This window comes from Cryobacterium sp. TMT1-19 (genome assembly GCF_004403055.1).
Taxonomy (GTDB): domain Bacteria; phylum Actinomycetota; class Actinomycetes; order Actinomycetales; family Microbacteriaceae; genus Cryobacterium; species Cryobacterium sandaracinum.
Map to the genome: position 1 here is coordinate 1 of NZ_SOHB01000041.1, position 22,241 is coordinate 22,241.

At 67.8% G+C, this 22,241-nt stretch carries 22 protein-coding genes; 3 read left to right on the forward strand and 19 right to left on the reverse strand.

The window, feature by feature from the left end; translation table 11 throughout:
- Positions 1–468: 468 nt before the first annotated feature.
- The gene (gene tyrS, locus E3T40_RS11015) at positions 469–1,770 is read right to left on the reverse strand and encodes a tyrosine--tRNA ligase (RefSeq protein ID WP_233199087.1); all 1,302 of its coding nucleotides are present in this window, start codon (positions 1,768–1,770) and stop codon (positions 469–471) included.
- A gap of 146 nt (positions 1,771–1,916) precedes the next feature.
- Between tyrS and E3T40_RS11020 the strand changes: the two genes are divergently transcribed.
- Together E3T40_RS11020 and E3T40_RS11025 are read left to right on the forward strand one after the other, a co-directional pair.
- The gene (locus tag E3T40_RS11020; protein WP_134543505.1) at positions 1,917–2,579 is read left to right on the forward strand and encodes a winged helix-turn-helix transcriptional regulator; all 663 of its coding nucleotides are present in this window, start codon (positions 1,917–1,919) and stop codon (positions 2,577–2,579) included.
- On the forward strand, positions 2,576–3,262 hold the full coding sequence (locus E3T40_RS11025; protein WP_134543508.1) for a hypothetical protein: 687 nt from the start codon (positions 2,576–2,578) through the stop codon (positions 3,260–3,262). The genes E3T40_RS11020 and E3T40_RS11025 overlap by 4 nt, the downstream gene beginning before the upstream one ends.
- 229 nt (positions 3,263–3,491) lie before the next feature.
- On the opposite strand, the gene E3T40_RS11030 is transcribed toward E3T40_RS11025, so the two are convergent.
- The 18 genes from E3T40_RS11030 to infC form a co-directional block, all read right to left on the reverse strand.
- Entirely contained in the window at positions 3,492–4,103 is a 612-nt protein-coding gene (locus tag E3T40_RS11030; RefSeq protein WP_134543511.1) for a DNA-3-methyladenine glycosylase, read from the reverse strand.
- Entirely contained in the window at positions 4,100–5,542 is a 1,443-nt protein-coding gene (argH, locus tag E3T40_RS11035; RefSeq protein ID WP_134543514.1) for an argininosuccinate lyase, read from the reverse strand. The genes E3T40_RS11030 and argH overlap by 4 nt, the downstream gene beginning before the upstream one ends.
- Before the next feature lie 7 nt (positions 5,543–5,549).
- Positions 5,550–6,749 carry an argininosuccinate synthase gene (locus E3T40_RS11040; RefSeq protein WP_104170084.1) on the reverse strand — a complete coding sequence of 400 codons (1,200 nt, stop codon included), beginning with the start codon at positions 6,747–6,749 and terminating at the stop codon, positions 5,550–5,552.
- A 64-nt stretch (positions 6,750–6,813) separates the two neighbouring features.
- Positions 6,814–7,743 carry an ornithine carbamoyltransferase gene (gene argF / locus E3T40_RS11045; RefSeq protein ID WP_104170085.1) on the reverse strand — a complete coding sequence of 310 codons (930 nt, stop codon included), beginning with the start codon at positions 7,741–7,743 and terminating at the stop codon, positions 6,814–6,816.
- A 38-nt stretch (positions 7,744–7,781) separates the two neighbouring features.
- Positions 7,782–8,975, reverse strand: a complete 1,194-nt coding sequence (locus E3T40_RS11050; protein ID WP_134543517.1) for an acetylornithine transaminase — start codon at positions 8,973–8,975, stop codon at positions 7,782–7,784.
- Between the two features lie 32 nt (positions 8,976–9,007).
- The gene (gene argB / locus E3T40_RS11055) at positions 9,008–9,943 is read right to left on the reverse strand and encodes an acetylglutamate kinase (RefSeq protein ID WP_104170087.1); all 936 of its coding nucleotides are present in this window, start codon (positions 9,941–9,943) and stop codon (positions 9,008–9,010) included.
- Positions 9,940–11,112: a bifunctional glutamate N-acetyltransferase/amino-acid acetyltransferase ArgJ gene (gene argJ / locus E3T40_RS11060; protein WP_104170088.1), complete on the reverse strand. Its 1,173-nt coding sequence runs from the start codon at positions 11,110–11,112 to the stop codon at positions 9,940–9,942. Before argJ ends, argB begins: the two co-directional genes overlap by 4 nt.
- Complete coding sequence (gene argC / locus E3T40_RS11065; RefSeq protein ID WP_134543520.1) at positions 11,109–12,152, reverse strand: N-acetyl-gamma-glutamyl-phosphate reductase; 1,044 nt, start codon at positions 12,150–12,152, stop codon at positions 11,109–11,111. Before argC ends, argJ begins: the two co-directional genes overlap by 4 nt.
- A gap of 151 nt (positions 12,153–12,303) precedes the next feature.
- On the reverse strand, positions 12,304–14,838 hold the full coding sequence (gene pheT, locus E3T40_RS11070; RefSeq protein ID WP_134543522.1) for a phenylalanine--tRNA ligase subunit beta: 2,535 nt from the start codon (positions 14,836–14,838) through the stop codon (positions 12,304–12,306).
- Positions 14,838–15,878 carry a phenylalanine--tRNA ligase subunit alpha gene (gene pheS, locus E3T40_RS11075; protein WP_134543525.1) on the reverse strand — a complete coding sequence of 347 codons (1,041 nt, stop codon included), beginning with the start codon at positions 15,876–15,878 and terminating at the stop codon, positions 14,838–14,840. The genes pheT and pheS overlap by 1 nt, the downstream gene beginning before the upstream one ends.
- 20 nt (positions 15,879–15,898) lie before the next feature.
- Positions 15,899–16,822, reverse strand: a complete 924-nt coding sequence (locus E3T40_RS11080) for an amino acid ABC transporter permease (RefSeq protein ID WP_134543527.1) — start codon at positions 16,820–16,822, stop codon at positions 15,899–15,901.
- Positions 16,819–17,466 carry an amino acid ABC transporter permease gene (locus E3T40_RS11085; protein ID WP_104170093.1) on the reverse strand — a complete coding sequence of 216 codons (648 nt, stop codon included), beginning with the start codon at positions 17,464–17,466 and terminating at the stop codon, positions 16,819–16,821. Before E3T40_RS11085 ends, E3T40_RS11080 begins: the two co-directional genes overlap by 4 nt.
- 135 nt (positions 17,467–17,601) lie before the next feature.
- The gene (locus tag E3T40_RS11090; RefSeq protein ID WP_104170094.1) at positions 17,602–18,471 is read right to left on the reverse strand and encodes a glutamate ABC transporter substrate-binding protein; all 870 of its coding nucleotides are present in this window, start codon (positions 18,469–18,471) and stop codon (positions 17,602–17,604) included.
- A gap of 37 nt (positions 18,472–18,508) precedes the next feature.
- Positions 18,509–19,297, reverse strand: a complete 789-nt coding sequence (locus E3T40_RS11095) for an amino acid ABC transporter ATP-binding protein (protein WP_104101236.1) — start codon at positions 19,295–19,297, stop codon at positions 18,509–18,511.
- A gap of 67 nt (positions 19,298–19,364) precedes the next feature.
- Positions 19,365–20,165, reverse strand: coding sequence for an RNA methyltransferase (locus tag E3T40_RS11100; protein ID WP_104170095.1), 801 nt, complete (start codon positions 20,163–20,165; stop codon positions 19,365–19,367).
- Between the two features lie 152 nt (positions 20,166–20,317).
- Positions 20,318–20,704, reverse strand: a complete 387-nt coding sequence (gene rplT, locus E3T40_RS11105; protein ID WP_104101231.1) for a 50S ribosomal protein L20 — start codon at positions 20,702–20,704, stop codon at positions 20,318–20,320.
- A 27-nt stretch (positions 20,705–20,731) separates the two neighbouring features.
- Positions 20,732–20,926 carry a 50S ribosomal protein L35 gene (gene rpmI / locus E3T40_RS11110; protein ID WP_104101228.1) on the reverse strand — a complete coding sequence of 65 codons (195 nt, stop codon included), beginning with the start codon at positions 20,924–20,926 and terminating at the stop codon, positions 20,732–20,734.
- Positions 20,919–21,545: a translation initiation factor IF-3 gene (infC, locus tag E3T40_RS11115; protein WP_104101226.1), complete on the reverse strand. Its 627-nt coding sequence runs from the start codon at positions 21,543–21,545 to the stop codon at positions 20,919–20,921. Before infC ends, rpmI begins: the two co-directional genes overlap by 8 nt.
- A 286-nt stretch (positions 21,546–21,831) precedes the next feature.
- Between infC and E3T40_RS11120 the strand changes: the two genes are divergently transcribed.
- Positions 21,832–22,179 carry a DUF1844 domain-containing protein gene (locus E3T40_RS11120; protein WP_104101224.1) on the forward strand — a complete coding sequence of 116 codons (348 nt, stop codon included), beginning with the start codon at positions 21,832–21,834 and terminating at the stop codon, positions 22,177–22,179.
- Positions 22,180–22,241 lie beyond the last annotated feature (62 nt).

Sequence of the window (22,241 nt, forward strand, 5' to 3'; positions counted from 1 at the left end):
CCGCGGTACCCCCTAGAAAGGAGCCCTACGGCCGAGGTTTTTGGCATTTGACATTGTGCACGCTGTTGAGTTCTCAAGGATCGGACGCACTCGACTTCAAGCCCTACGGGCTGTCGCTTCGAGGCAACTTGTATAACTTAGCTGCCCGGCCACACCCTGTCAAATCACGGAAAGCAGCCGATTCCGAGTGCACCAAAGCGACTCGAACAACCACCCACCAGACCAGACACGCAGCCGGAGAGAGTTACCATCTTAGGCCTCCCCCACACTCACCTGAAACAGGAACAAGCATGAGACGAAGCGAAAAACTGTGGTTCCACATGAGGCCGGGAAGCTCTGCGGCTTTCCGCACCTGTGGGGTACGTTTGAATACATTACGGCCGTCACACCGGGCCGTCAAAACCAGCAACCGCCCGGGCGTGTCACGCCCCAACAGGGCGGAACGACCAGGCGACATCCGTCTCTGAATCAGACGACGAAAACGCCGGCCAGGGTCTTCTTCCCGCGGCGGAGCACGGCCACTCCACCGGGAAGCACGGCACCCTCGATGGTCTGGTCATCGCTCAGCACCTTCACGTTGTTGAGATAGACCCCACCCTGGCTGATGGCACGGCGGGCTTCGCTCAGACTCATGCTGAGTCCGGTGTCGACCAGCAGCTGCACCACGGGGGCGTGCGGGGCGGTCGTCGTGTTCGGGAGTTCTCGCAGCGCGGCTTCGAGGGTGGCCTCGTCGAGATCGGACAGCTCACCCTGGCCGAAGAGGGCATGCGCGGCCTGGATGGCGGCATCCGTCGCGGCACGGCCGTGAACAAGGCTTGTCACGGACACGGCGAGCGTGCGCTGGGCGAGGCGTTTGAACGGTTCCGTCGCCACGGCACCCGCGAGCTCCTCGATGTCGGACCGGGTGAGGAAGGTGAACACCTTCAGCCGGTTGAGGACATCGGCATCGTCGGTGTTGAGCCAGAACTGGTAGAACGCGTACGGGCTGGTGAGGGTGGGGTCGAGCCAGACCGCGTTGCCCTCGCTCTTGCCGAACTTGGTGCCGTCGCTGTTCGTGATCAGCGGGGTGCCGATGGCGTGGGCGCTCTCCCCCTCCGCCTTGCGGATGAGGTCGATGCCGCTGGTGAGGTTGCCCCACTGGTCGCTGCCTCCGGTCTGCAGCACGCAGCCGTACGTGCGGAAGAGCTCGAGGAAGTCCATCCCCTGAAGAACCTGGTAACTGAATTCGGTGTAGCTGATGCCGACGTCGGAATTCAGCCGGGCGCTCACGGCATCCTTCTTGAGCATGCTGCCGACCCGGAAGTACTTGCCGATGTCGCGCAGGAAGTCGATGGCACTGAGCGGGGCGGTCCAGTCCAGGTTGTTCACCAGGGTGACGGCGTTGTCGCCCTCCGAGCTCAGAAAGCGCGAGACCTGGGCCTGGAGGTAGCCCACCCACTCGCCGACGACATCCCGAGAGTTCAGGGTGCGCTCGGCCGTGGGGCGCGGGTCACCGATCAGCCCGGTGGACCCGCCGACCAGGCCGAGGGGCTTATGCCCGGCCAGCTGCAGCCGGCGCATGAGCAGCAGCTGCACGAGGTTGCCGAGGTGCAGGCTCGGGGCGGTCGGGTCGAAGCCGCAGTAGAACGTGACCGGCGGGCCGGCGAGCAGCTCACGCAGTTCGGTGGTGTCGGTGGACACCTGCACCAGGCCTCGCCAGGAGATCTCCTCCCAGACGTCGTCGAAGGTCGGGTCGTTGGCTTGCAGGGCGAGGATGGCTGGATCTGACACGAGCCAAGGATATCAGCGCCCGACTCGCTGCCCGGGAATTCAGGACCACACCTTGATCGGCAAATATTAAGCCTATAAGCTGAATTGGTGTAGATTCATCGTGGAAGCTTCATATCAGCCCGCCAACTCCGTCGGAGGTCCCGCCCATGTTCGTCATCACGGCCGACCAGGTCGGCAGCCGCAACGATCGCGATCGGGCCGGCGAGATGATCGCCGAGCTCGTGGCCGCGTACGGCCCGGCGTTCACGCTGCCGCCCGACCAGACGTCCGGCGATGAGATCCAGCTACTGCTGCCCGACGCCGGCACGGCCCTTGCCGCCGTTCTCGCGCTGCATCGCGCGGGCCATTGGAGCATCGGGCTCGGCATCGGCGAGGTGCGAACCCCTCTTCCAGAAACAACCCGGCAGGCCTCCGGCGGTGCGTTCGTCGCGGCGCGGGCGGCCGTGACGCGGGCAAAGAAGGCCGAGGCCCGGTTCAGTCTCGAGGTTGATCCGGCCGCTGGCCATACTGCTGGCCGTACTGCTGGCCGCTCTGCTCCGCTGCTCGACGCCGACGGGGTGGAAGCGCTCATCACCAATCTGCTGCTCCTTCGCCAGCGTCGCTCGCAGGAGGGCTGGGCGGCCATCGACCTGCTGGCGAGCGGGATATCCCAAGTGGAGATCGCCGCCGAGCTCGGCATTTCCCCCGCCGCCGTCAGCCAGCGCATCCGAATCGCCCTCTGGAGGGTCGACCAGTCCGCCCAGCCCGCACTCGTTAGGCTGCTGGAGAACCTCGAGCACGCCACGACCGAAACGGACCCTGCCGCATGATCTCCTCGTCCTTCCCGATCGTTGCCTACCTCTACTGGATGTCCCTCCTGGTCGTCACCACCGGCTCGCTGGTCTTCGCCATCCTCGCGTTCCGGCACCAGAAGCCGCAGTTCGCCGCGGTCTCCGGCGGCGCCCTCGCTGCGGCCCTGATGATCGCCGCCCTCCCCTCGCCCGGAGGCGCGACCGTGTCGGGCGTGCTCCTCGGCATGGTGGCCCTCGGTCTCGCCGTGGTCGGCGGCGGCCCGGCGGCGCTGCTTGCGCTGAGGCTGGCCACGAACAACTCCGTGCCCCAAGGCCAGCACGGCGGGATCCTGGTCGAGAACGGCGGCGCTCCCGTGACGCCGGAGCCGGGCCGCGCGTCCGGGGTTGATGCCGGCGCACCGGATGCACCGGTTGCCACCGGTGCATCCGATGGTGAGGGGACGGCCGGAACGCACGGCACTTTCGTGCACGAGGTGCTGCGCGGTGGATTGATGATCGGAATCCTGGAGCGCCTCGCCGTGGCCGGCGCGATCCTGGCGGGCTTCCCGGAGGCCATCGCGGTCGTCGTGGCGATCAAGGGCGTCGGCCGCTTCACCGAGCTGGCCACGGCCGAGGCCCGGGAGCGGTTCATCATCGGCACGCTGGCGAGCCTGATCTGGGCGTGCGCGTGCGCCGCCCTGGTGCAGATTGCCCTGACGTAGGCGCCGGTCGGCGGTCGGCGGTCGAGCTTGCCGGGACCCGGTGACCCGAACCTGCCGCGCGACCCGGGACATCCGTGCCGATCGCGCTGACGTAACCTCGGAGATTTTCGCGACACGCCGGTCGGAACGCCACCGAAGCCCGCGTTTCCCGAAAATCTCCGTAATTGCGTGACGCCGGATGCCCCAGCGCGGGTCCCGGTCACGGCGCGAGCCTGTCGACGACGCGCGCCTAGCGAGAGTCGGGCTCAGCGCCCAGCTTCGGATGTCGCCGGTACGGCGACACCGACGCGTCGCCCGGGATCCAGAATCGCCACGGATACTCCGCTCTCCCGCCGGCGCCGCCCACTCCGGTGCGGGGTCCGCTGCGGAAAGCGACCGGTTCGGGAGGCAGGGTCAGCGTGAACGGCGCCTCACCGAGGTCCGCACCGTCGTCTCCCAGCCCGATGCCGAGCGCCAGCGTGAGCCGGGCCGGGCCGCGCGCCAGGTCGCGGTCGCTGCGTGAGGTGGGGCGGCGCATCCGTGCCTCGGCGACACCGTCGACGATCTCGCCGGCGCGCAGCAGCACGGCGGACGCCTCGCCGCCCGGCGAGCAGACGATGTTCGCACAGACGTGCATGCCGTAGCTGAAGTACGCGTAGACGTGGCCGCTCGGGCCGAACATCGACGCGTTCCGCCGGGTCTGGCCACGGAAGGCGTGCGAGCCGGGGTCGAGCCCTGGCCCGAGGTAGGCCTCCACTTCGGTGATGCGCAGCCGCACCCCGGCGCGGTCGAGCAGCGCGCCCAACAACTGTGGCGCGACCTCAACCGCCGGTCGCGCCAGAATGCCGTCGGCGAGTGTCACATGCCGAGCGCAGCCGTCAGCGCGCGCACCCGGATGACGAGCGCCGCGCGCTGCTCGGCCACGCGCACCGGGGCGGTCCCGCCCTGGCCGTCGCGGCGGGACACCGAACCGGTGATGGTGAGTACCTCGCGCACGTCCGGCGTGAGGTGCGGCGACAGCGCGAGCAGCGCGGCGTCGTCCACCTCGTGCAGGTCGAGCCCGTTTCGCTCCGCGAACTTCACCAGCGAACCGGTGATTTCGTGCGCGTCCCGGAACGTGACCTGCTGCTTGACGAGCCACTCGGCGACGTCGGTGGCCAGGGAGAATCCCTGGGGGGCGAGCTCGGCCATCCGTTCGGTGTGAAAGGTCAGGGTCGCGATCATTCCGCTGAAGGCCGGCAGGAGCACCTCGAGCGTCTCGATCGAGTCGAAGACGGGCTCCTTGTCTTCCTGCAGGTCGCGGTTGTAGGCGAGCGGCAACCCCTTGAGAGTGGTCAGCAGACCGGTCAGGTTGCCGATCAGGCGCCCCGACTTGCCGCGGGCCAGCTCGGCGATGTCCGGGTTCTTTTTCTGCGGCATGATCGACGACCCGGTGGAGTAGGAGTCGTCGAGGGTGACGAAACCGAACTCGCGGGTGTTCCAGAGGATGATCTCCTCGGCCAGACGGGACAGGTCGATACCGACCTGGGCGGTGATGTACGCGAACTCGGCGACCAGGTCGCGGCTCGCGGTGCCGTCGATCGAGTTCTCGACCACGGCGCTGAAGCCGAGGTCGGCCGCCACCAGGTTGGCGTCGAGGCCGAGCGTGTTGCCGGCCAGGGCACCCGACCCATAGGGCGAGTAGTCGGCGCGCGTGTTCCAGTCGGTGAACCGCTCGAGGTCGCGCACGAGCGGCCAGCAGTGCGCGAACAGGTGGTGGGCGAGCAGCACCGGCTGGGCGTGCTGCAGATGCGTGCGGCCCGGCATGATGGCATCGTCGTTCGCCTCGGCTTGCGACGCCAGGGCGTCGATCAGGTCGATGACGTGGGCGGAGATGCCCTTCGCCTTGTCGCGCAGCAGCATCCGCACCAGGGTGGCGACCTGGTCGTTGCGGCTGCGGCCGGCGCGCAGCTTGCCGCCCAGTTCGACGCCGACGATGTCGATCAGGCCGCGTTCCAGGGCCGAATGCACATCCTCGTCGGATTCCGCGGGCAGGAAGCTCTCGTCGACCACGGCCTGCATCAGCGTGTCGAGGCCGGCGATCATGGCGACGAGTTCCGGGGCGGTCAGGTAACCGGCCGCGGCCAGGGCCCGCGCGTGGGCCTGGGAACCACGGATGTCGTAGGGAGCCAGCGGCCAGTCGAACTGGGTCGACTTGCTCAGCTTCGCCAGTTCCGGCGATGGTCCCCCGGCGAAGCGGCCACCCCAGAGGGCGCCCGCCTTGCCCGCGCGGTTCTCGTATGTGTCCGTGTCGCCAGCCACGTCAGCCCTACTTGCCGGCGAGGTCGCGGCGGGCCGAGATCTTGCTCGGCAGCGACCACAGCTCGATGAAACCCTTGGCCATGGACTGGTCGAAGGTGTCCCCGGTGTCGTAGGTGGCGAGGTTGAAGTCGTAGAGGCTCCGAGTGGACTTGCGGCCGGTGACGACGGCGGTGCCGGCATGCATCTTCAGACGGATGTCGCCGGTCACGTGCTTCTGCGTCTCGTCGATGAACACGTCGAGTGCGCGTTTCAGGCCGGAGAACCAGAGGCCGTCGTAGACGAGTTCGGCCCACTTGGACTCGACCGTGCGCTTGTAGCGGGCCAGGTCACGTTCCACGGTCATATTCTCGAGCTCTTCGTGCGCGGCGATCAGGGCGATGCCGGCGGGGGCCTCATAGACCTCGCGGCTCTTGATGCCGACGAGGCGGTCCTCGACGATGTCGATCCGTCCGACGCCCTGGTTGCCGGCGAGCAGGTTCATCATTTCGATGGCCTGAAGCGGGGTGACGGCGACGCCGTCGATCGCGACGGGAACACCCTGGTCGAAGCTGATGACGACCTCGGTGGGCTCGCGAGTCACGGCCGGGTCCTGCGTGTACGTATAGAGGTCTTCGATCGGGGCGTTCCACGGGTCTTCGAGGAAGCCGGTTTCGACCGCACGGCCGTAGACGTTCTGGTCGATCGAGTAGGGGCTCTTCTTCGACTGTGCGATGGGCAGGTTGTGCAGCGCCGCGTATTCGATGGCTTTGTCCCGGGTGAGGGCGAAATCGCGCACCGGGGCGAGCGAGGTGAGCTCGGGCGCGAGGGCGGCGACGGCGGCCTCGAAGCGCACCTGGTCGTTGCCCTTGCCGGTGCAGCCGTGCGCGACGCTGTTCGCTCCGAGCTCCTTGGCCGTGGAGGCGAGGTACTTGGCGATCAGCGGGCGGCTGAGCGCGGAGACGAGCGGATAACGCTTCTGGTAGAGCGCGTTGGCCTTGAGGGCCGGCACGACGTAGTCGCTGGCGAACTCGTCCTTCGCGTCGACGACGATGGACTCGACGGCGCCGCAGTCCAGGGCGCGCTGGCGGATGACGTCCATATCCTCGCCGCTCTGTCCCACGTCGATGGCGAGGGCCACGACCTCTTTGCCGGTCGCATCCTTCAGCCAGCCGATGCCAACCGAGGTATCGAGACCGCCCGAATATGCCAGCACAACGCGTTCAGCCATGGTTCTCCCTAAAAAATTCGATCTGTTCAAGTTTACGGTCACGCTGTGACGCCCGCCGGGGCGTTCAGGCGCTGTTCTGGGTGAGCAGCCAGACGAGCAGCGCCTTCTGGGCATGCAGGCGGTTTTCGGCCTCGTCCCAGATGATGCTCTGCGCGCCGTCGATGACGTCGGCGGTCACCTCGTAACCGCGATCAGCCGGCAGACAGTGCAGGAAGTGCGCGTCGGGCTTGGCGAGGGCCATCAGGGCGGCGTCCACACGGTAGCGACCGAGGTCGCCCAGGCGGGTGGCCTTCTCCTCTTCCTTGCCCATCGACACCCAGGTGTCGGTGACGACCACGTCGACGCCGGTGACAGCCGCGACCGGGTCGGTGAAGAGCTCCACGGAGCCGCCGGTGCGCAGGGCGATCGCCGCGGCATCCGCGACGACCTCGTCGGTGGGCGTGTACCCGACCGGGGAGGCGATGCGCACGTGCATGCCCGCGGTCGCGCCGGCGAGCAGGTAGGACTGGCCCATGTTGCAGGCGCCGTCGCCGAGGAACGCGAGGGTCTGACCGGCCAGGTCGCCGCGGTGCTCACGGATGGTGAGCAGGTCGGCGAGCAACTGGCAGGGGTGGAAGTCGTCCGACAGCGCATTGACGACGGGCACCGTGGTGCCGAGGGCCATCTCCTCGAGTCCGGCCTGGCCGTAGGTGCGCCAGACGATCGCGGCCACCTGGCGTTCGAGCACGCGGGCCGTGTCGGAGGCGGTTTCCTTGCCACCGAGCTGGCTGTTCGCGGTGCTGATGATCAACGGGCTGCCGCCGAGGTCGGCGATCCCCACGGCGAAGGAGACCCGGGTGCGGGTCGATGACTTGTCGAAGATGACAGCCACGGTCTGCGGGCCGGCCAGAGGTTTGACCGCGAATCGGTCACGCTTGAGTTCCAGGGCAAGGTCGAGGATCTCGGCCTGTTCGTCCGGTGAGATGTCGTCGTCGCGCAGGAAATGGCGGGTCACGGCGTCACTTTCGCTTCTGGGGAATAGATCGTTCAACTCTAGAGGCTGGCCAGAGCGAGCCCGAATCGGCACTCGAAATCGGCCAGTTCGTCGTCGCCGACGATGAGGGGCGGGGCCAGACGGATGGTGGACTCGTTTGCGGCGTTCACGATCAAGCCGTTGCTGTGGGCCGCGGCCGCCAGGCGGGTGGCGACCGGTTCGGTCAGCCCGACACCGAGTAGGAGCCCGCGGCCGCGCACCTCGCCGATGAGGGGGGAGCCGAACCCGGCGAGGATTTCCCGCAGCTGCTCGCCGCGCCGCGCGGCGTTGGCGACCAGGCCGTCGGCCTCGATGGCGCCGAGCACGGCGTTGGCGGCGGCCGTGACGAGCGGGTTGCCGGCATAGGTCGAGCCGTGCTGGCCGCGCTGGAACAGCTCCGACGCCGCCCCGAAGGTGACGAGGGCGCCGATGGGCAGGCCGCCGCCGATCCCCTTCGCCAGCGTGAGCGCATCCGGCTGGATACCGTCGTGCTGGTAGGCGAACCACTCGCCGGTGCGGCCGGCGCCGGTCTGCACCTCGTCGAGGATGAGCAGCACGCCGTTTCGGGTGCACAGTTCGCGGGCGCGGCGCAGGAACCCTGCGGGCAGGTCGACCACCCCGGCCTCGCCCTGCACGGGCTCGAGGAAGAGGGCGGCGACGGTCTCGTCGATCGCGGCATCCAGCCCCTCGAGCGTGGCGTGGATGTGCTCGACCCCCTCGGGGACGGGCAGGAACGGCTCGCGCATGGCCGGCTTGCCGGAGAGGGCGAGCGCCCCCATCGTGCGGCCGTGGAACGAGTCGTGCAGGGAGAGGATGCGGGTTCGGTTGCCACCGCCGGTGTTCAGCCGGGCCAGCTTGAATGCGGCTTCGTTGGCCTCGGCGCCGGAATTGCAGAAGTAGACCCGGCCGGCCTGTCCCGCACCGGTGAGGCGCTTGAGCCGTTCGGCCAGTTCCAGCTGCGGTGGCGACGCGAAGTAGTTCGAGACGTGGGCAAGCCGGCCGACCTGGTCGGTGACCGCGGCGACGAGAGCCGGATGCGCGTGGCCGAGCGAGTTCACGGCGATTCCGGCGAGGAAGTCGAGGTACTTCGTGCCCTCGTCGTCCCAGACGTAGCACCCCTTCCCGCGCACGAGCATCGCCAGCGGCGGTGCGATCGTGTGCATCATGACGGCGCTGAAACGCTCGCGCCAGTCGGGGGTTCCGGAGTCGGCCATCTGTGCAGTGCTTGATTCTGGGTGCGTATTCCTCATGCCGGGACCACTTCGGTTCCGATCCCGCTGCCGGTGAAGACCTCGAGCAGGATCGAGTGTGGTACCCGGCCGTCGATGATGGCCGCCTTCGCGACGCCACCCTCGACCGCGTCGAGGCAGGCCGTCATCTTGGGGATCATTCCCGACTCGAGGCCCGGCAGCAGGGAGCGAAGCGAGTCCACGTCGATGACCGACACCAGCGAGTCGCGGTTGGGCCAGTCGCTGTACAGCCCCGCGACATCGGTCAGGATGACCAGTTTGGCGGCGCCGAGCGCGACCGCGAGGGCCGCGGCGGCGGCGTCGGCGTTGATGTTCAGGGACTGGCCCGGGACATCCGTGTCGGGTGCGATCGAGGAGACGACCGGTATGCGGCCGGCGGCGAGCTGGGCGAGCACGGCCTCGGGGTCGACGCCGATCACGTCGCCGACGAGGCCGAGGTCAACCCCGAGGCCGTCGATGACGGTGCCGCGGCGACGGCCCTGGAACAGTCCGGCGTCCTCGCCGGACAGCCCGGCCGACAGTGGGCCGTGCTGGTTGATGCGGCTGACCAGCTCGCGGTTGATCTGGCCGGTGAGCACCATCCGCACGACGTCCATCGCCTCGGGCGTGGTCACCCGGTAGCCGCCGCGGAACTCGCTCGCGATGCCGAGGCGGTCGAGCATCGCGGAGATCTGCGGGCCGCCGCCGTGCACGACGACGGGGCGGATGCCGGCATAACGCAGGTACACCATGTCTTCGGCGAACGCGCGCTGCAGTTCCTCGCTGACCATGGCGTTGCCGCCGAACTTGACCACGATGATCTGGTCGTGGAACCGCTTGAGCCAGGGCAGCGACTCAATCAGCGTGGCGGCCTTGACGGCTGCCTCCGCCCGGCTGTTCGTCTCGTCGCCTGGGGTCGTCTCGTCGCCGGGGGTTTCGTGGACCGGGTTCAACTCGAGTACGCGCTGTTCTCTTCGACGTAGGCGTGGGTGAGGTCGTTGGTCCAGATGGTGGCCGTCTCGTCGCCCTCGTGCAGGTCGATCAGCACGGAGACCGAGCGGGGGGTCAGGTCGACGAGCTCGCGCGGCTGGTCGGGTTCCCCCGCGGTGCAGACCTGCACGCCGTTGATGGCGACGTCGATGCCGTAGGGGTCGAAGGCGGCATCCGTCGTACCGACCGCCGCGAGCACGCGGCCCCAGTTCGGGTCGTTGCCGAAGATCGCGGTCTTGAACAGGTTGCTGCGGGAGACCGCGCGGGCGACCGTGACGGCGTCGGCCTCGGTGCCGGCGTGCCGCACCGTGATGGCGACGTCGTGGGCAGACCCCTCGGCGTCGGCCTGCAGCTGCAGGGTGAGGTCCTGGCAGATGGCGATGAGGGCATCCGTGAATTCGGCCAGGTCGGCGGTGACCCCGCTCGCCCCGGAGCCGAGGAGGGTGACAGTGTCGTTGGTGGACATGCAGCCGTCGGAGTCGAGGCGGTCGAACGTGACCCGGGTGGCCTGGCGGAGGGCCACGTCCAGCTGCTCGGAGTCGAGCACGGCATCGGTGGTCAGCACCACGAGCATGGTGGCCAGGCCAGGCGCGAGCATGCCCGCGCCCTTGGCCATGCCGCCGATGGTCCAGCCGGTGTCGGAAACGAGCATGGTCTGCTTGGGTGTGGTGTCGGTGGTCATGATCGCCTGCGCCGCGGCCAGGCCGGCGGCGTCGGAGGTGGCCTTCTCACCCTGCAGCGCGAGGGTCGCGTCCCACACGCCGGCGGTGATCTTGCCCAGGTCGAGCTGTTCGCCGATCAGGCCGGTGGAACAGACCAGCACCTCGCCGGCGGAGATCTCCAAGCGGTCGGCGATGGCCTCGGCGGTGGCGTGCGTGGTCTGGAAGCCGATGCTGCCGGTGTAGCAGTTCGCGCCGCCCGAGTTGAGCACGATGGCCTTGACTCGGCCGCCCTTCATGACCTGCTCGCTCCAGAGCACCGGGTTCGCCTTGCACCGGTTGCTGGTGAAAACGCTGGCCGCGCTGGTGAGCGGGCCGAGGTTCTGCACGACGGCGAGGTCGAGCCCGCCGGACTGTTTCAGGCCGGCGGTGACTCCGGCGGCGGCGAACCCGGCGGGGGCGGTGACACTCATGGGGCAACTCCATTCGTGCTCAGGCCCGTGGTTTCGGGCAGTCCCAACGCCAGGTTGGCGGACTGGATGGCGGCACCGGCGGTGCCCTTGGTGAGATTGTCGACGGCGGTGATCGTCACGACGCGGCCCACGGCCTCGTCGACGGCGAGGCCGATCAGCGCGGTGTTGGCGCCGAGCACGTCGCCAGTGCGCGGGAATCGGCCCTCCGGCAGCACATGCACGAACGGTTCGTCGGCGTAGGTCGCCTCCCAGGCGGCGCGCACCGCGGCGCCGGATGTACCGGGCACGAGACGGGCCGTCGCGGTGCAGAGGATGCCCCGCGACATCGGCACGATCACCGTGGTGAATGAGATGGTCGGGTTCGAGGCCCCTGCCCAGCGCAGGCTCTGCTGGATTTCGGGAATGTGGCGGTGCACGCCGCCGACCGCGTAGGGGTTCGCGGAGCCGAGGATCTCGCTTGCGAGGTTCTGCAGCGTCAGGCTCTTGCCGGCGCCGGAGGGTCCGACCGCGAGCACCGCGGCCAAGTCTTCGGGCTCGATCACCCCGGCACGGATGCCCGGCGCCAGCGCCAACGCCACCGTGCTCGCGTTGCAGCCGGGGGCGGCGACGCGGCGGGAGCCGGCCAACCGGGTGCGCTGCGTGCCGCCGACCACCGGGAGCTCGGGCACGCCGTAGGTCCAGGCGCCGAAGTAGTCGCCCCCGTAGAACGCCGCCCAGTCGCTCTCACTTTCGAGCCGATGGTCGGCACCGCAGTCCACGACGAGCGTGTCGGCGGAAAGGTGCGCGGTGAGGGCACCGGATGCCCCGTGGGGCAGGGCGAGGAACACCACATCGTGCCCGGCGAGGGTTTCGGGCGTCGTGTCGACCAGGGTGAGGTGCGCGAGCGAGCGCAGGTGCGGCTGCGCGTCGATCAGACGCTGCCCGGCAGTGCTGTGCGCCGTAACCGTGCGCACCTCGAAGTCGGGGTGCCCGGCCAACAGACGCAACAATTCACCGCCCGCGTAGCCACTCGCACCTGCCACCGCCACCGAAAAAGACATGTTCCCAACCTAGCGCGCCGCCCCGCGCGCCGAGAATCGCCGTTCGCGCCGATAATCGCCGCCCGGGCGGTGACTCTCGGCAAAACGGGCGACACTCGGCGCGCGGAGCGGGCGCCAGCCCGCGCCACTCGCGCTACTCGCGCTATTCGCGCTACTCGCGGAGAGTGGCCCCGAAGCGGGCGGCGGCCACCGCGACGCCGGCGAGTTTGGCGTCGCTGGCCTCCGCGGCGGTGAGGGTGCGCTCCGGCGCCCGGAACCGCAGCGCGAACGTCAGTGACTTGCGCCCGGACGGCACGCCCGTGCCGCGGTAATCGTCGACGAGTTCGGCGTGGTCGAGCAGCGGCCCGCAGCCCTCGAGCAGCGTGCGGAGCACGTCGCCGGCCGGCACGCCGGCGTCGACCACGAGGGACAGGTCCTGTGTGGCGGCCGGCATCGTGGCGATCGGTGTGGCGCGCAGCTCGGCGCCGGCCTCCGCGAACACGGCGGTCAGGTCGATCTCGGCAACCGCGACGACCGCGGGCAGGTCCGCGTCGCGGGCGATGCTGGGCAGCAGTTCGCCGGCGTAGCCGACCGAGGTCGTGCCGGCATCCGTCGTCACGAACAGCTCGGCGGTGCGGCCGGGGTGCATGGCCTGGTGCGAACCCTGGCGAACCGTGATCGGAACGCCGGCGGCCAGCGCGACCTGCTGCACCGCGGCGAGGGCGTGCTGCCAGCTTGCAGCCACGGCGGGCTGCCCCGGCTGGTGCCGCACGACGGAGCCGGTCAGCACGACCGCCACCGACAGAGGCTGCGGCGGGATGCCCGCGTTGAGCTCGGCCTCCAGCTGCGCGCTCGGGCGCACCGCGCCGGGCGGCACGACGGAGCCGCCGTAACGGATGCCCGCCACCGGCCGGAACACCAGGCCCAGTTCGAAGACGGCCAGGTCGGTGAGGCCGCGCGAGCGGTTGCGGTGTGCGATCTGCAGCAGCCCGGGCAGGATCGACGTGCGCAGGAACGGCGCCTCTCCGTCGAGCGGGTTGGCAACCCGGATCTGCGGAACAGCAGGGCCGATGGGCAGCCCGAACAGGTTGTTCGACTTCTCCGCCACGAACGGGTACGCGAGCACCTCGGTGTGGCCGGTGGCCGCCAGGGTCTGCGCCACCTGGCGGCGCAGGGTCTGCGCGTGGGTGAGGCCGCGCCCGGGCGGGGCGACGGGCAGCACCGAGGGGATGCGGTCGTAACCGACGATGCGGGCGACTTCCTCGGCCAGGGTCCACTTGTCCGTCAGGTCGGGGCGCCAGCTCGGGGCGGTGACGTTCATCCCGATCTCGGTCTCCTCGATCGAGGCGCCGATCTCGGCCAGCGAGGTGCGCACCTCCTCGCGGGTGTAGTCGAGTCCGATCAGGCCAGAGATGAAGCCGGTCGGCAGGAAGATCGGCTCGGCGTCGGGCGTGGCGTCGTGCAGGGAGCCGAGGCCGTCGGCTTCTCCCCCGGAGAGCTCGACCAGCAACTGAACGACGCGGGCGGCGGCGACCGCGGCCACGGCCGGGTCCACCCCGCGCTCGAACCTGCGGGATGCCTCGCTGGGAAGCTTGTGCCGGCGGGCCGTGCGCGCGATCGATACCGGGTCGAAGTTCGCGGCCTCGATCAGCACATTCGTGGTCGCGGAACCGATCTCGGTGCTCTGACCGCCCATTACGCCGGCCAGACCGATCGGTCCGGACTCGTCGGTGATCAGCAAGTCTTCGGCGTTGAGGATGCGGGTGACGTCGTCGAGGGTGACGAGCTTCTCGCCCGGTTCTGCGCGACGCACGGTGATACCGCCGGCCAGCTTGTCAAGGTCGTAGCCGTGGATCGGCTGGCCGAGCTCGATCATCACGTAGTTGGTGACGTCGACGATCAGCGAGATCGAACGGATGCCGGCCAGCTTCAGGCGGGCGATCAGCCACGCCGGAGACGGTCGGGTGGGGTCCACGCCGCGCACCGCGCGGGTGACGAACACGCTCGCGCCGACGCGACCGCGGATCGGGGCCTGATCGGCGATGGTGACCGGGAAGGCGACCGTGGACGCGTCCGCGGTGACGGAGAACGCCGGGTCGCGGAAGGCAGCCCCGGTGGCGTGCGCGTACTCGCGAGCGACGCCACGGATCGAGAAGGCGTAGCCCCGGTCGGGCGTGACGTTGATCTCGACGGCGGTGTCGTCCAGGCCCAGCAGGCTGATCGCATCCGTGCCGATCTCGGGGTCGAGGCCGAGGCTGCCGAGCACCAGGATGCCGTCGTGCTCGTCGCCGAGGCCGAGTTCGCGGGCCGAGGCGATCATGCCGTCGGACACGTGGCCGTAGGTCTTGCGGGGCGCGATCGGGAACGGACCTGGCAGCACGGCGCCGGGCAGGGTCACGACGACCTTGTCGCCGACGACGAAGTTGTGGGCGCCGCAGACAATGCCGTGCACGGCCGGGCCGCCGTCGGCCGCGAGCTCGCCGTCAGCGGCGACGCGCACCTGGCACCAGTTGATGGTCTTGCCGTTGGTCTGCTCCTCGCCGACGAACTCGAGCACCTGGCCGACCACGATCGGCCCGGTCAGCTCGAAGCGGTGGATCTCCTCCTCTTCGAGGCCCACGCTCACCAGGGCGGCGTGCACGTCCTCGGGCGTGGTGCCCGGGGCCAGGTCGACGAACTCAGCCAGCCAGCTCAGTGGTACGCGCATCAGACGGTCATCCCGTACTGCTGGCTGAACCGGACGTCGCCTTCGACCATGTCGTGCATATCCTTCACATCATTTCGGAACATCAATGCCCGTTCGACGCCGACGCCGAACGCGAATCCGGAGTAGACCTCCGGGTCGATCCCGGCGGAACGCAACACATTGGCGTTGACCATGCCGCAGCCGCCCCACTCGATCCAGCGGGCGCCGTCCTTGAAGGTCGGGTGCCACAGGTCGAGTTCGGCGCTCGGCTCGGTGAACGGGAAGTAGTTGGGGCGCAGGCGCACCTTCGCCTCGGGGCCGAACATGGCCTGCACGAAGTGGTCGAGGGTGCCGCGCAGGTGCGCCATGGTCAGGCCCTTGTCGACGGCGATGCCCTCGATCTGGTGGAACACGGGCGTGTGCGTGGCGTCAAGTTCGTCGGTGCGGAACACCCGGCCGGGCGCGACGACGTAAACGGGAAGTTCGCGCGACAACAGCGCACGCAGCTGTACCGGCGAGGTGTGGGTGCGCAGTACCAGGTGTGCCTCGGGTGGGTCGATGAAGAACGTGTCCTGCATGGCACGGGCCGGGTGGTCCTCGTCGAAATTGAGGGCGTCGAAGTTGAACCACTCGCTCTCGAGCTCGGGGCCCTCGGCGACCTCCCAGCCCATGCCGACGAAGACATCCGCGACGCGCTCCTGCAACAGGGTGAGCGGATGCCGCGCTCCGGGCTTCCAGGTGGAGGCCGCCGCGGTCACGTCGACCGTTTCGGCCGCGAGCTGAGCGGTTGCCTCAGCCTCGGTGATCGCGGCCTCGCGGGCGGCGAACGCCTGGGCGACGGCACCTCGGGCCTGGCCGAGGAGCTTGCCGGCGGCGGCCTTCTGGTTGTTCGGCACGCCGCGCATCAGCGCGTTGAGCCGGGCCAGCGGGGAGGCCTCGCCGGTGTGCTCGGTGCGCACGGTTTTCAGGGCCGCGGAGTCGTTCGCGGCGTCAATGGCGGCGAGTGCGGCGTCGACGGCCGCGCTCACGACTGGTTCAGAGATCTCAGTGGGGTCAGACACAAGGCACAAGTTTAGTGCCGCTAAAGACCCCGGGCGCCCATCTGGTTGCCGAGCGCAGCGGGGTAGACCACCTCGGGATCGAGGGGCTTCTCAGGCGGCGCCTTCGTGTCCGTGGTGACGCCGCCGGACTTGGAGCCGGTGCGGCGGGCGATGACGCGGGCCAGCCAGGAGAGCAGTAGGTTCATCGTCAGGTAGATCGCGAGCACGACGAGGAAGAAGGAGAAGGAGTACCGGCTGCCGAAAAAGTTCGTCAGGTTGTACAGCCCGCTGCGGAGGAGCTCCTCGTAGCCGACCACGAACGCCAGGGACGTGTCCTTGAGAAGCACGACGAGCTGCGCGATGATGATCGGCAGCATCTGCCGGAACGCCTGCGGGAACTCGATCCGGAACCGGGTTGCCACGGGCGTGAGCCCGATGGCCAGCCCAGCCTCGCGCTGGCCGCGAGGCAGGCTTTTGATGCCGGCCCGCAGCGCCTCGCCGATGATCGCGCCGTTATAGACGGAGAGGGCGGCGACACCGGCCCAGAAGGAGCCGGTGGAGAAGACGAGGAGGATGAAAAGCATCATCAGCAGTACGGGCATGCCGCGCACGAATTCGAGCACGACCGTGGTCGGGATCCCAATCCATTTAGTGTCGGAGACGCGCCCGAAGGAGAACAGCACACCGAGCACCAGGGCGAACGCGGCGGCGACGCCGGCCATTCGGAGGGTGTTCAGCGCTCCGCGGCCGAGCGTGCGCCAGACCTCGCGGTCGGCGAAGACGTCCCACCGGGAGACGTCCCAGAGGCCCGGCTGAACGGCGCCGTTGGCGCTGGTCTTGGGCGCACCCAGCGCCAGGATCAGCCAGACCAGGCCGGCGGCGATGACGAGGCCGGCCACCACGGAGAACAGCCGGGAACGGAAGATGGTCTTGGGGCCCGGAGCGTCGTAAAGCACGGAAGTCATCGGAGAACCGCCACCTTCTTCTCGACCCGACCGGCGATCAGGCCGAGCGAGATGGTGACCAGGAGGTAGAAGACTGCCACGGCGAGCAAGATCGCGAGCACCTCATCGCCGCGATCGTTGGTGATCTTACGGGCGGCGCCGAAGAGTTCGAAGACGAAGAAGGCGCCGGCGACCGAGGTGTTCTTCGTCAAGGCGATGAACACATTGATGAGCGGCGGGATGACCATGCGCACCGCCTGGGGCATGACGACGAACGAGAGGGTCTGCGTGAAGGTCAGACCCACGCTGCGGGCGGCCTCGGCCTGACCCACGTGCACACCGTTGACGCCCGAGCGCAGGGCTTCGGCGACGAACGGCGAGGTGTAGACGGTGAGTCCGATCGTGGCGAGCACGAAGTAGCCTGGGCTGAACTGGAGGTAGGGCAGGATGTAGGCGCAGAAGAACAGCACCAGCGTGAGCGGGGTGTTGCGCACGATCTCGGTGTAGACGGTGGCGAATCCGCGCAGGGATGCGACGGGCGAGATGCGCATGGCAGCGATGATGATGCCGAACACGAGCGCTCCCGTGCCGGCCAGAAGCAGAAGGCCCAACGTATTTCTGAAGCCCTCCAGAAACAGGGGCAGGTTTTCGATGACTGCGTCCACAACTCACCTCCTCTTCTGTAGTGACTATCTGGATGTCGTGCGGTTGGGTCGTGCGGGTTCCGGGAAAAAGGTGCTGGTCGAGGCGGCCTCCCGTGCGGCGCGGCCGCCCCGATCAGCAGGTGCTGCTTTCGGCGACTAGTACCGGTCGACTGCCGGCGGGGTCGGGGTCTCGAGCACGGTACCGGCGGTCGCTTCCCAGGCTTCGGCCCACGTGCCATCCTCGTACGCCTCATCGAGCACATCGTTGATGAAGGTGCGGAACTCGGTGTCGTCCTTCTTCACGCCGATGCCGTAGGGCTCCTTGGTGAAGGGGTTGTCGACAACCTCGAACTCACCGGCGTTCTGGTCGGCGAGGCCGGCCAGGATAACGTTGTCCGTGGTCACGGCGACAACCTCGCCGCTGCGGAGCGGGCCCAAGCAGTTGGAGTAGGTGTCGGTCGCGATCACGTTGTCGGTGTACGCGGCGATGTTCTTCTCCGACGTCGAGCCGCTTACGGTGCAGACGGGCTTGCCGGCGAGGTCTTCCGGGCCGGTGATCTTGTCGGGGTTGCCGGCGAGCACAAGCAGGTCCTGGCCGGCCTGGTAGTACGGTCCGGCGAAGTCGACGACCTCCTTTCGGGTGTCGTTGATCGTGTAGGTCGCGACGACAAGGTCAACCTGGCCGTTCTGGAGGAAGGGCTCGCGGTTGGCCGAGACGGTCTCGGTCCACTTGATCTTGTCGGCGGAGATGCCGAGTTTTGCGGCGATGAGCTTGCCGATCTCGACGTCGAAGCCGACCGGGTTGTTGTCCGGGCCCTTGAGGCCGAACAGCGGCTGGTCGAACTTGGTGCCGATGGTGATCGCCCCGGCCTCGTTCAACGCGGCCATGGAGGTGCCGGCTTCGAACTCAACCGTTTCCTCGACCGGTGCGGCCTCGGGCGTCTGGGCGGAATCGGTACATCCGCTCAACGTGAGAACGCTCGCGAGGGCAATGGCCGAAATCATTAGACCTTTAGTGAGTCTCATGGGTATCTCCTGATTGCTGTGTCGTCCTGCACACCGGTTAGTGGGCAAGTATTTTGGAGAGGAAGTCCTTCGCTCTCGAGCTCTGGGGGTTGGTGAAGAACTGTTCGGGCGTGGTCTCCTCGACGATCTCGCCCTCGGCCATGAAGATGACCCGGTCGGCGGCGCGGCGGGCGAAGCCCATCTCATGCGTGACGACGATCATGGTCATGCCGTCGTTGGCCAGGTTGATCATGACCTCGAGCACCTCGTTGATCATCTCGGGGTCGAGCGCACTGGTGGGCTCGTCGAGCAGGATGACCTTCGGGTCCATGGCGAGGGCCCGTGCGATCGCGACCCGCTGCTGCTGTCCACCGGAGAGCTGGGCGGGCATCTTCTTGGCCTGGTTGGCCACGCCGACGCGCTCGAGGAGGACCATGGCCTTTTTCTCGGCCTCGGCCTTCGACAGGCCGCGCACCTTGATCGGTCCGAGGGTGACGTTCTCGAGGACGGTCTTGTGGGCAAAGAGGTTGAACGCCTGGAACACCATTCCGACGTCCGCGCGCAGCTTGGCCAGCGCCTTGCCCTCGGCCGGCAGCTTGACGCCGTCGATCGTGATGACGCCCGCGTCGATGGTCTCAAGCCGGTTGATGGCCCGGCAGAGGGTGGACTTGCCGGAGCCACTCGGCCCGATCACCACCACGACCTCGCCGCGGTTGACCACGGCGTTGATCTTCTTCAGCACGTGAAGGTCACCGTAGTGCTTGTCCACGTCGCTGATCACGACGAGAGGCTCACCGCGCAACACCGTGATGTTGGACGTCGCCGGCGCAGATTCTGTAGGCTCCATGTCCCAAATCTAGGCTAGAACAGGGTTTCTCAGAACCACCAAGCCGGTGGTTACCGAGCTGTGATAATCAGCTGCGCTGAGCAAACGCGCTTTCATACAGGCAAACACTGGCGGCCGTCGCCAGGTTCATCGATTCGGCGTGACCGTAGATGGGAACAGAAATGGACCGGTCGACCACGGCGAGATCTTCGTCGGTCAGTCCGCGGGCTTCGTTGCCGAACAGCCACGCCGTCGGAGCGACCAGAAGCCCCTCGGTGCGGGCAGCGAGCAAATCGGTGCCCTTGACGTCGGCGGCGAAGATCTGCAGGCCGGCGAACCGGGCCCGTTCGCGCACGTCCGAGAGCGTCGCGCTGACGGCGACGGGGAGGTGGAAGATCGAGCCGGTCGAGGAGCGCACGACCTTCGGGTTGTACAGGTCCACGCTGCGGCCGGTGAGGATCACGGCGTCGGCGCCGGCGGCATCCGCGGCACGGATGATGGTGCCGGCGTTTCCGGGGTCGCGCACCTCTTCGAGGATGGCGATGAGCTTGGGCTCGTTGGCGAAGATGTCCTTGACCGAGGTGGGAAACTGACGGCACACCGCGATGAAACCCTGCGGCGTGACCGTGTCGGCCATCGTTTCGAGCACCTGCTCGGTGACGAATTCGAGCTCGGCGCCCACCTCTTGGGCGACCTGGGCGATCTCGGGGTGCCGCTCGAGGGCGGTGGGGGTCACGAAGAGCTCCACAACAAGGTCGGGCCGGAAGTTGAGGGCCTCGGAGACCGACTGGGGTCCTTCCAGGAGGAACAGCCCCGCCTCGGAGCGAGCGGCTCGATTCGCCAGTTTCGCGACAGCCCGCACGCGCGGAGAACGGGGATTATCTAGCATGCCTCCAGCTTACTTGCCGGGGCGGGGCGGCTGTGTTCCCGCTCGGGGCACACGCGGTGACCCGGCGAACCGGCCCCGGGCACGCAAAACGGGAGCGGGCGCGGGGCCCGCTCCCGTGGAGAGTGCGTGATAGTGCTGGTGCCGGCTGACAGCTACGCGGCGACCCGGGGTGCCGACGTGTCGGCGGGCAGTGCTGCCTTGGCGCTCTCGACGATGGCCGCGAACGTGGCGGGCTCGTTGACGGCCAGCTCGGCCAGGATGCGACGGTCGACCTGAATGCCGGCCAGGGCGAGACCCTGGATCAGACGGTTGTAGGTCAGGCCGTTCGCGCGGGACGCAGCGTTGATCCGCTGGATCCATAGGCGACGGAAGTCACCCTTGCGTGCACGACGGTCACGGTAGCTATAGGTAAAGGAGTGAGTGAGCTGCTCCTTGGCCTTGGTGACCAGACGCGAGCGCTGACCGCGGTAACCCTTGGCGCGCTCGAGAATAACGCGACGGCTCTTATGGGCGTTTACGGCCCTCTTGACTCTTGCCATTTTCTTAGTTCCTTACGGGGTACGGGTCTAGCGACCGAGAAGCTTCTTGATGACCTTGGTGTCGGCCTTGGCCAGCACCTGGTCGTGGTTCAGGCGGGACTTGCGCTGGGTGCTCTTGACCTCGAGGTTGTGGCGCAGGCCGGCCTGCTGCTTCATGATCTTGCCGGAACCGGTGACCTTGAAGCGTTTCTTCGTCCCGGAGTGGGTCTTCATCTTAGGCATCTTTTTCCTCCAGTTTCGCTGCCTTATCAGCAACTTTGTCAGCCTTGTCGGCAACCTTTTCTGCCCGATCGGCAGCCTTGTGTGCGTTGATCTCGGCCTTGGCTTCCGCTTTGTTCTTCAGCGGGCCAACGACCATGACCATGTTTCGACCGTCAATGGTCGGGCTCGATTCCACGGAACCAAACTCGGCGACATCCTCGGCAAATTTTTGGAGCAGACGTACGCCCTGGTCGGGGCGGGACTGTTCGCGGCCACGGAACAGAATCATGGCCTTGACCTTGTCACCGGCCTTCAGGAAGCCCTCGGCGCGCTTGCGCTTGGTCTCGTAGTCGTGCTTATCAATCTTGAGACGGAAACGAACCTCTTTCAGGATCGTGTTCGCCTGGTTGCGCCGGGCCTCCTTGGCCTTCTGCGCAGCCTCGTACTTGAACTTGCCGTAGTCCATGATCTTGGCAACGGGCGGCTTCGAGGTCGGTGCAACCTCGACGAGGTCAAGATCGGCCTCCTGTGCAAGGCGCAGCGCAACATCGATGGCCACGACCCCTACCTGCTCGCCGTTAGGACCAACGAGACGGACTTCGGGGACGCGGATACGGTCATTTGTACGGGGATCGCTGATGCGTCTCTCCTCTTCTCATGCATCGTGGCTACAGCCAGGAGACGGATGTCGCCCGGAGACGAAGAGAGGAAAAACGCGTCTGGATAGTCGGAGAAAACTGCCCGAATATCACAGACGACACCCTGTCTACCCACGTGGACCGGATTCCTGTTGGAGTCCAGCGCCGCGAAGGCGGAGTGCAACTACCCGGTAACCTTTATGAAGCGGTATGCGCGGGTGGGAGATTATCCACTTTCGTACCGAGACTTGCATCTCGGAGCCCGGTCGAGTCTAACAGAGGAATGCAGTGACCAACAGCAACGAGCAGGATGCAGCCCAGGCAACACGCGATATCGCCGACGTGCCGGCCGTGGAGATCATCACGACGGCATCCGTTCACCTGATGAGCGCCGCCGCGGTCAAGGTGGGCCTGGCCGACGACCCGGAGAACCAGACCGACCTTGACGAGGCGCGCAAGCTGATCACGGCCCTCGCCGGCCTGATCACCGCCGCGGCCCCCGACATCGCCGACATGCACGCGCGCAGCCTGCGCGACGGTCTGCGATCGCTGCAGCTGGCGTTCCGGGAGGCCTCGGCCATCCCCGACGCGATCGGCCAGGGTCCGGGCGAAAAGTTTACCGGGCCGGTCAACTAGGGACGAACAGCCGGCTCGGATGGGTCGCGGTGCGGCTCCCTGAAGTGACCTGGCACCGTGGA

Coding starts and splice junctions, on each gene's coding strand:
- E3T40_RS11020 (WP_134543505.1), top strand. CDS start 1,917: ATGTTCGTCATCACGGCCGACCAGGTCGGCAGCCGCAACGATCGCGAT.
- E3T40_RS11025 (WP_134543508.1), top strand. CDS start 2,576: ATGATCTCCTCGTCCTTCCCGATCGTTGCCTACCTCTACTGGATGTCC.
- E3T40_RS11040 (WP_104170084.1), bottom strand. CDS start 6,749: ATGGCTGAACGCGTTGTGCTGGCATATTCGGGCGGTCTCGATACCTCG.
- E3T40_RS11050 (WP_134543517.1), bottom strand. CDS start 8,975: ATGGCCGACTCCGGAACCCCCGACTGGCGCGAGCGTTTCAGCGCCGTC.
- argJ (WP_104170088.1), bottom strand. CDS start 11,112: ATGAGTGTCACCGCCCCCGCCGGGTTCGCCGCCGCCGGAGTCACCGCC.
- argC (WP_134543520.1), bottom strand. CDS start 12,152: ATGTCTTTTTCGGTGGCGGTGGCAGGTGCGAGTGGCTACGCGGGCGGT.
- pheT (WP_134543522.1), bottom strand. CDS start 14,838: ATGCGCGTACCACTGAGCTGGCTGGCTGAGTTCGTCGACCTGGCCCCG.
- E3T40_RS11080 (WP_134543527.1), bottom strand. CDS start 16,822: ATGACTTCCGTGCTTTACGACGCTCCGGGCCCCAAGACCATCTTCCGT.
- E3T40_RS11090 (WP_104170094.1), bottom strand. CDS start 18,471: ATGAGACTCACTAAAGGTCTAATGATTTCGGCCATTGCCCTCGCGAGC.
- E3T40_RS11095 (WP_104101236.1), bottom strand. CDS start 19,297: ATGGAGCCTACAGAATCTGCGCCGGCGACGTCCAACATCACGGTGTTG.
- E3T40_RS11100 (WP_104170095.1), bottom strand. CDS start 20,165: ATGCTAGATAATCCCCGTTCTCCGCGCGTGCGGGCTGTCGCGAAACTG.
- rplT (WP_104101231.1), bottom strand. CDS start 20,704: ATGGCAAGAGTCAAGAGGGCCGTAAACGCCCATAAGAGCCGTCGCGTT.
- rpmI (WP_104101228.1), bottom strand. CDS start 20,926: ATGCCTAAGATGAAGACCCACTCCGGGACGAAGAAACGCTTCAAGGTC.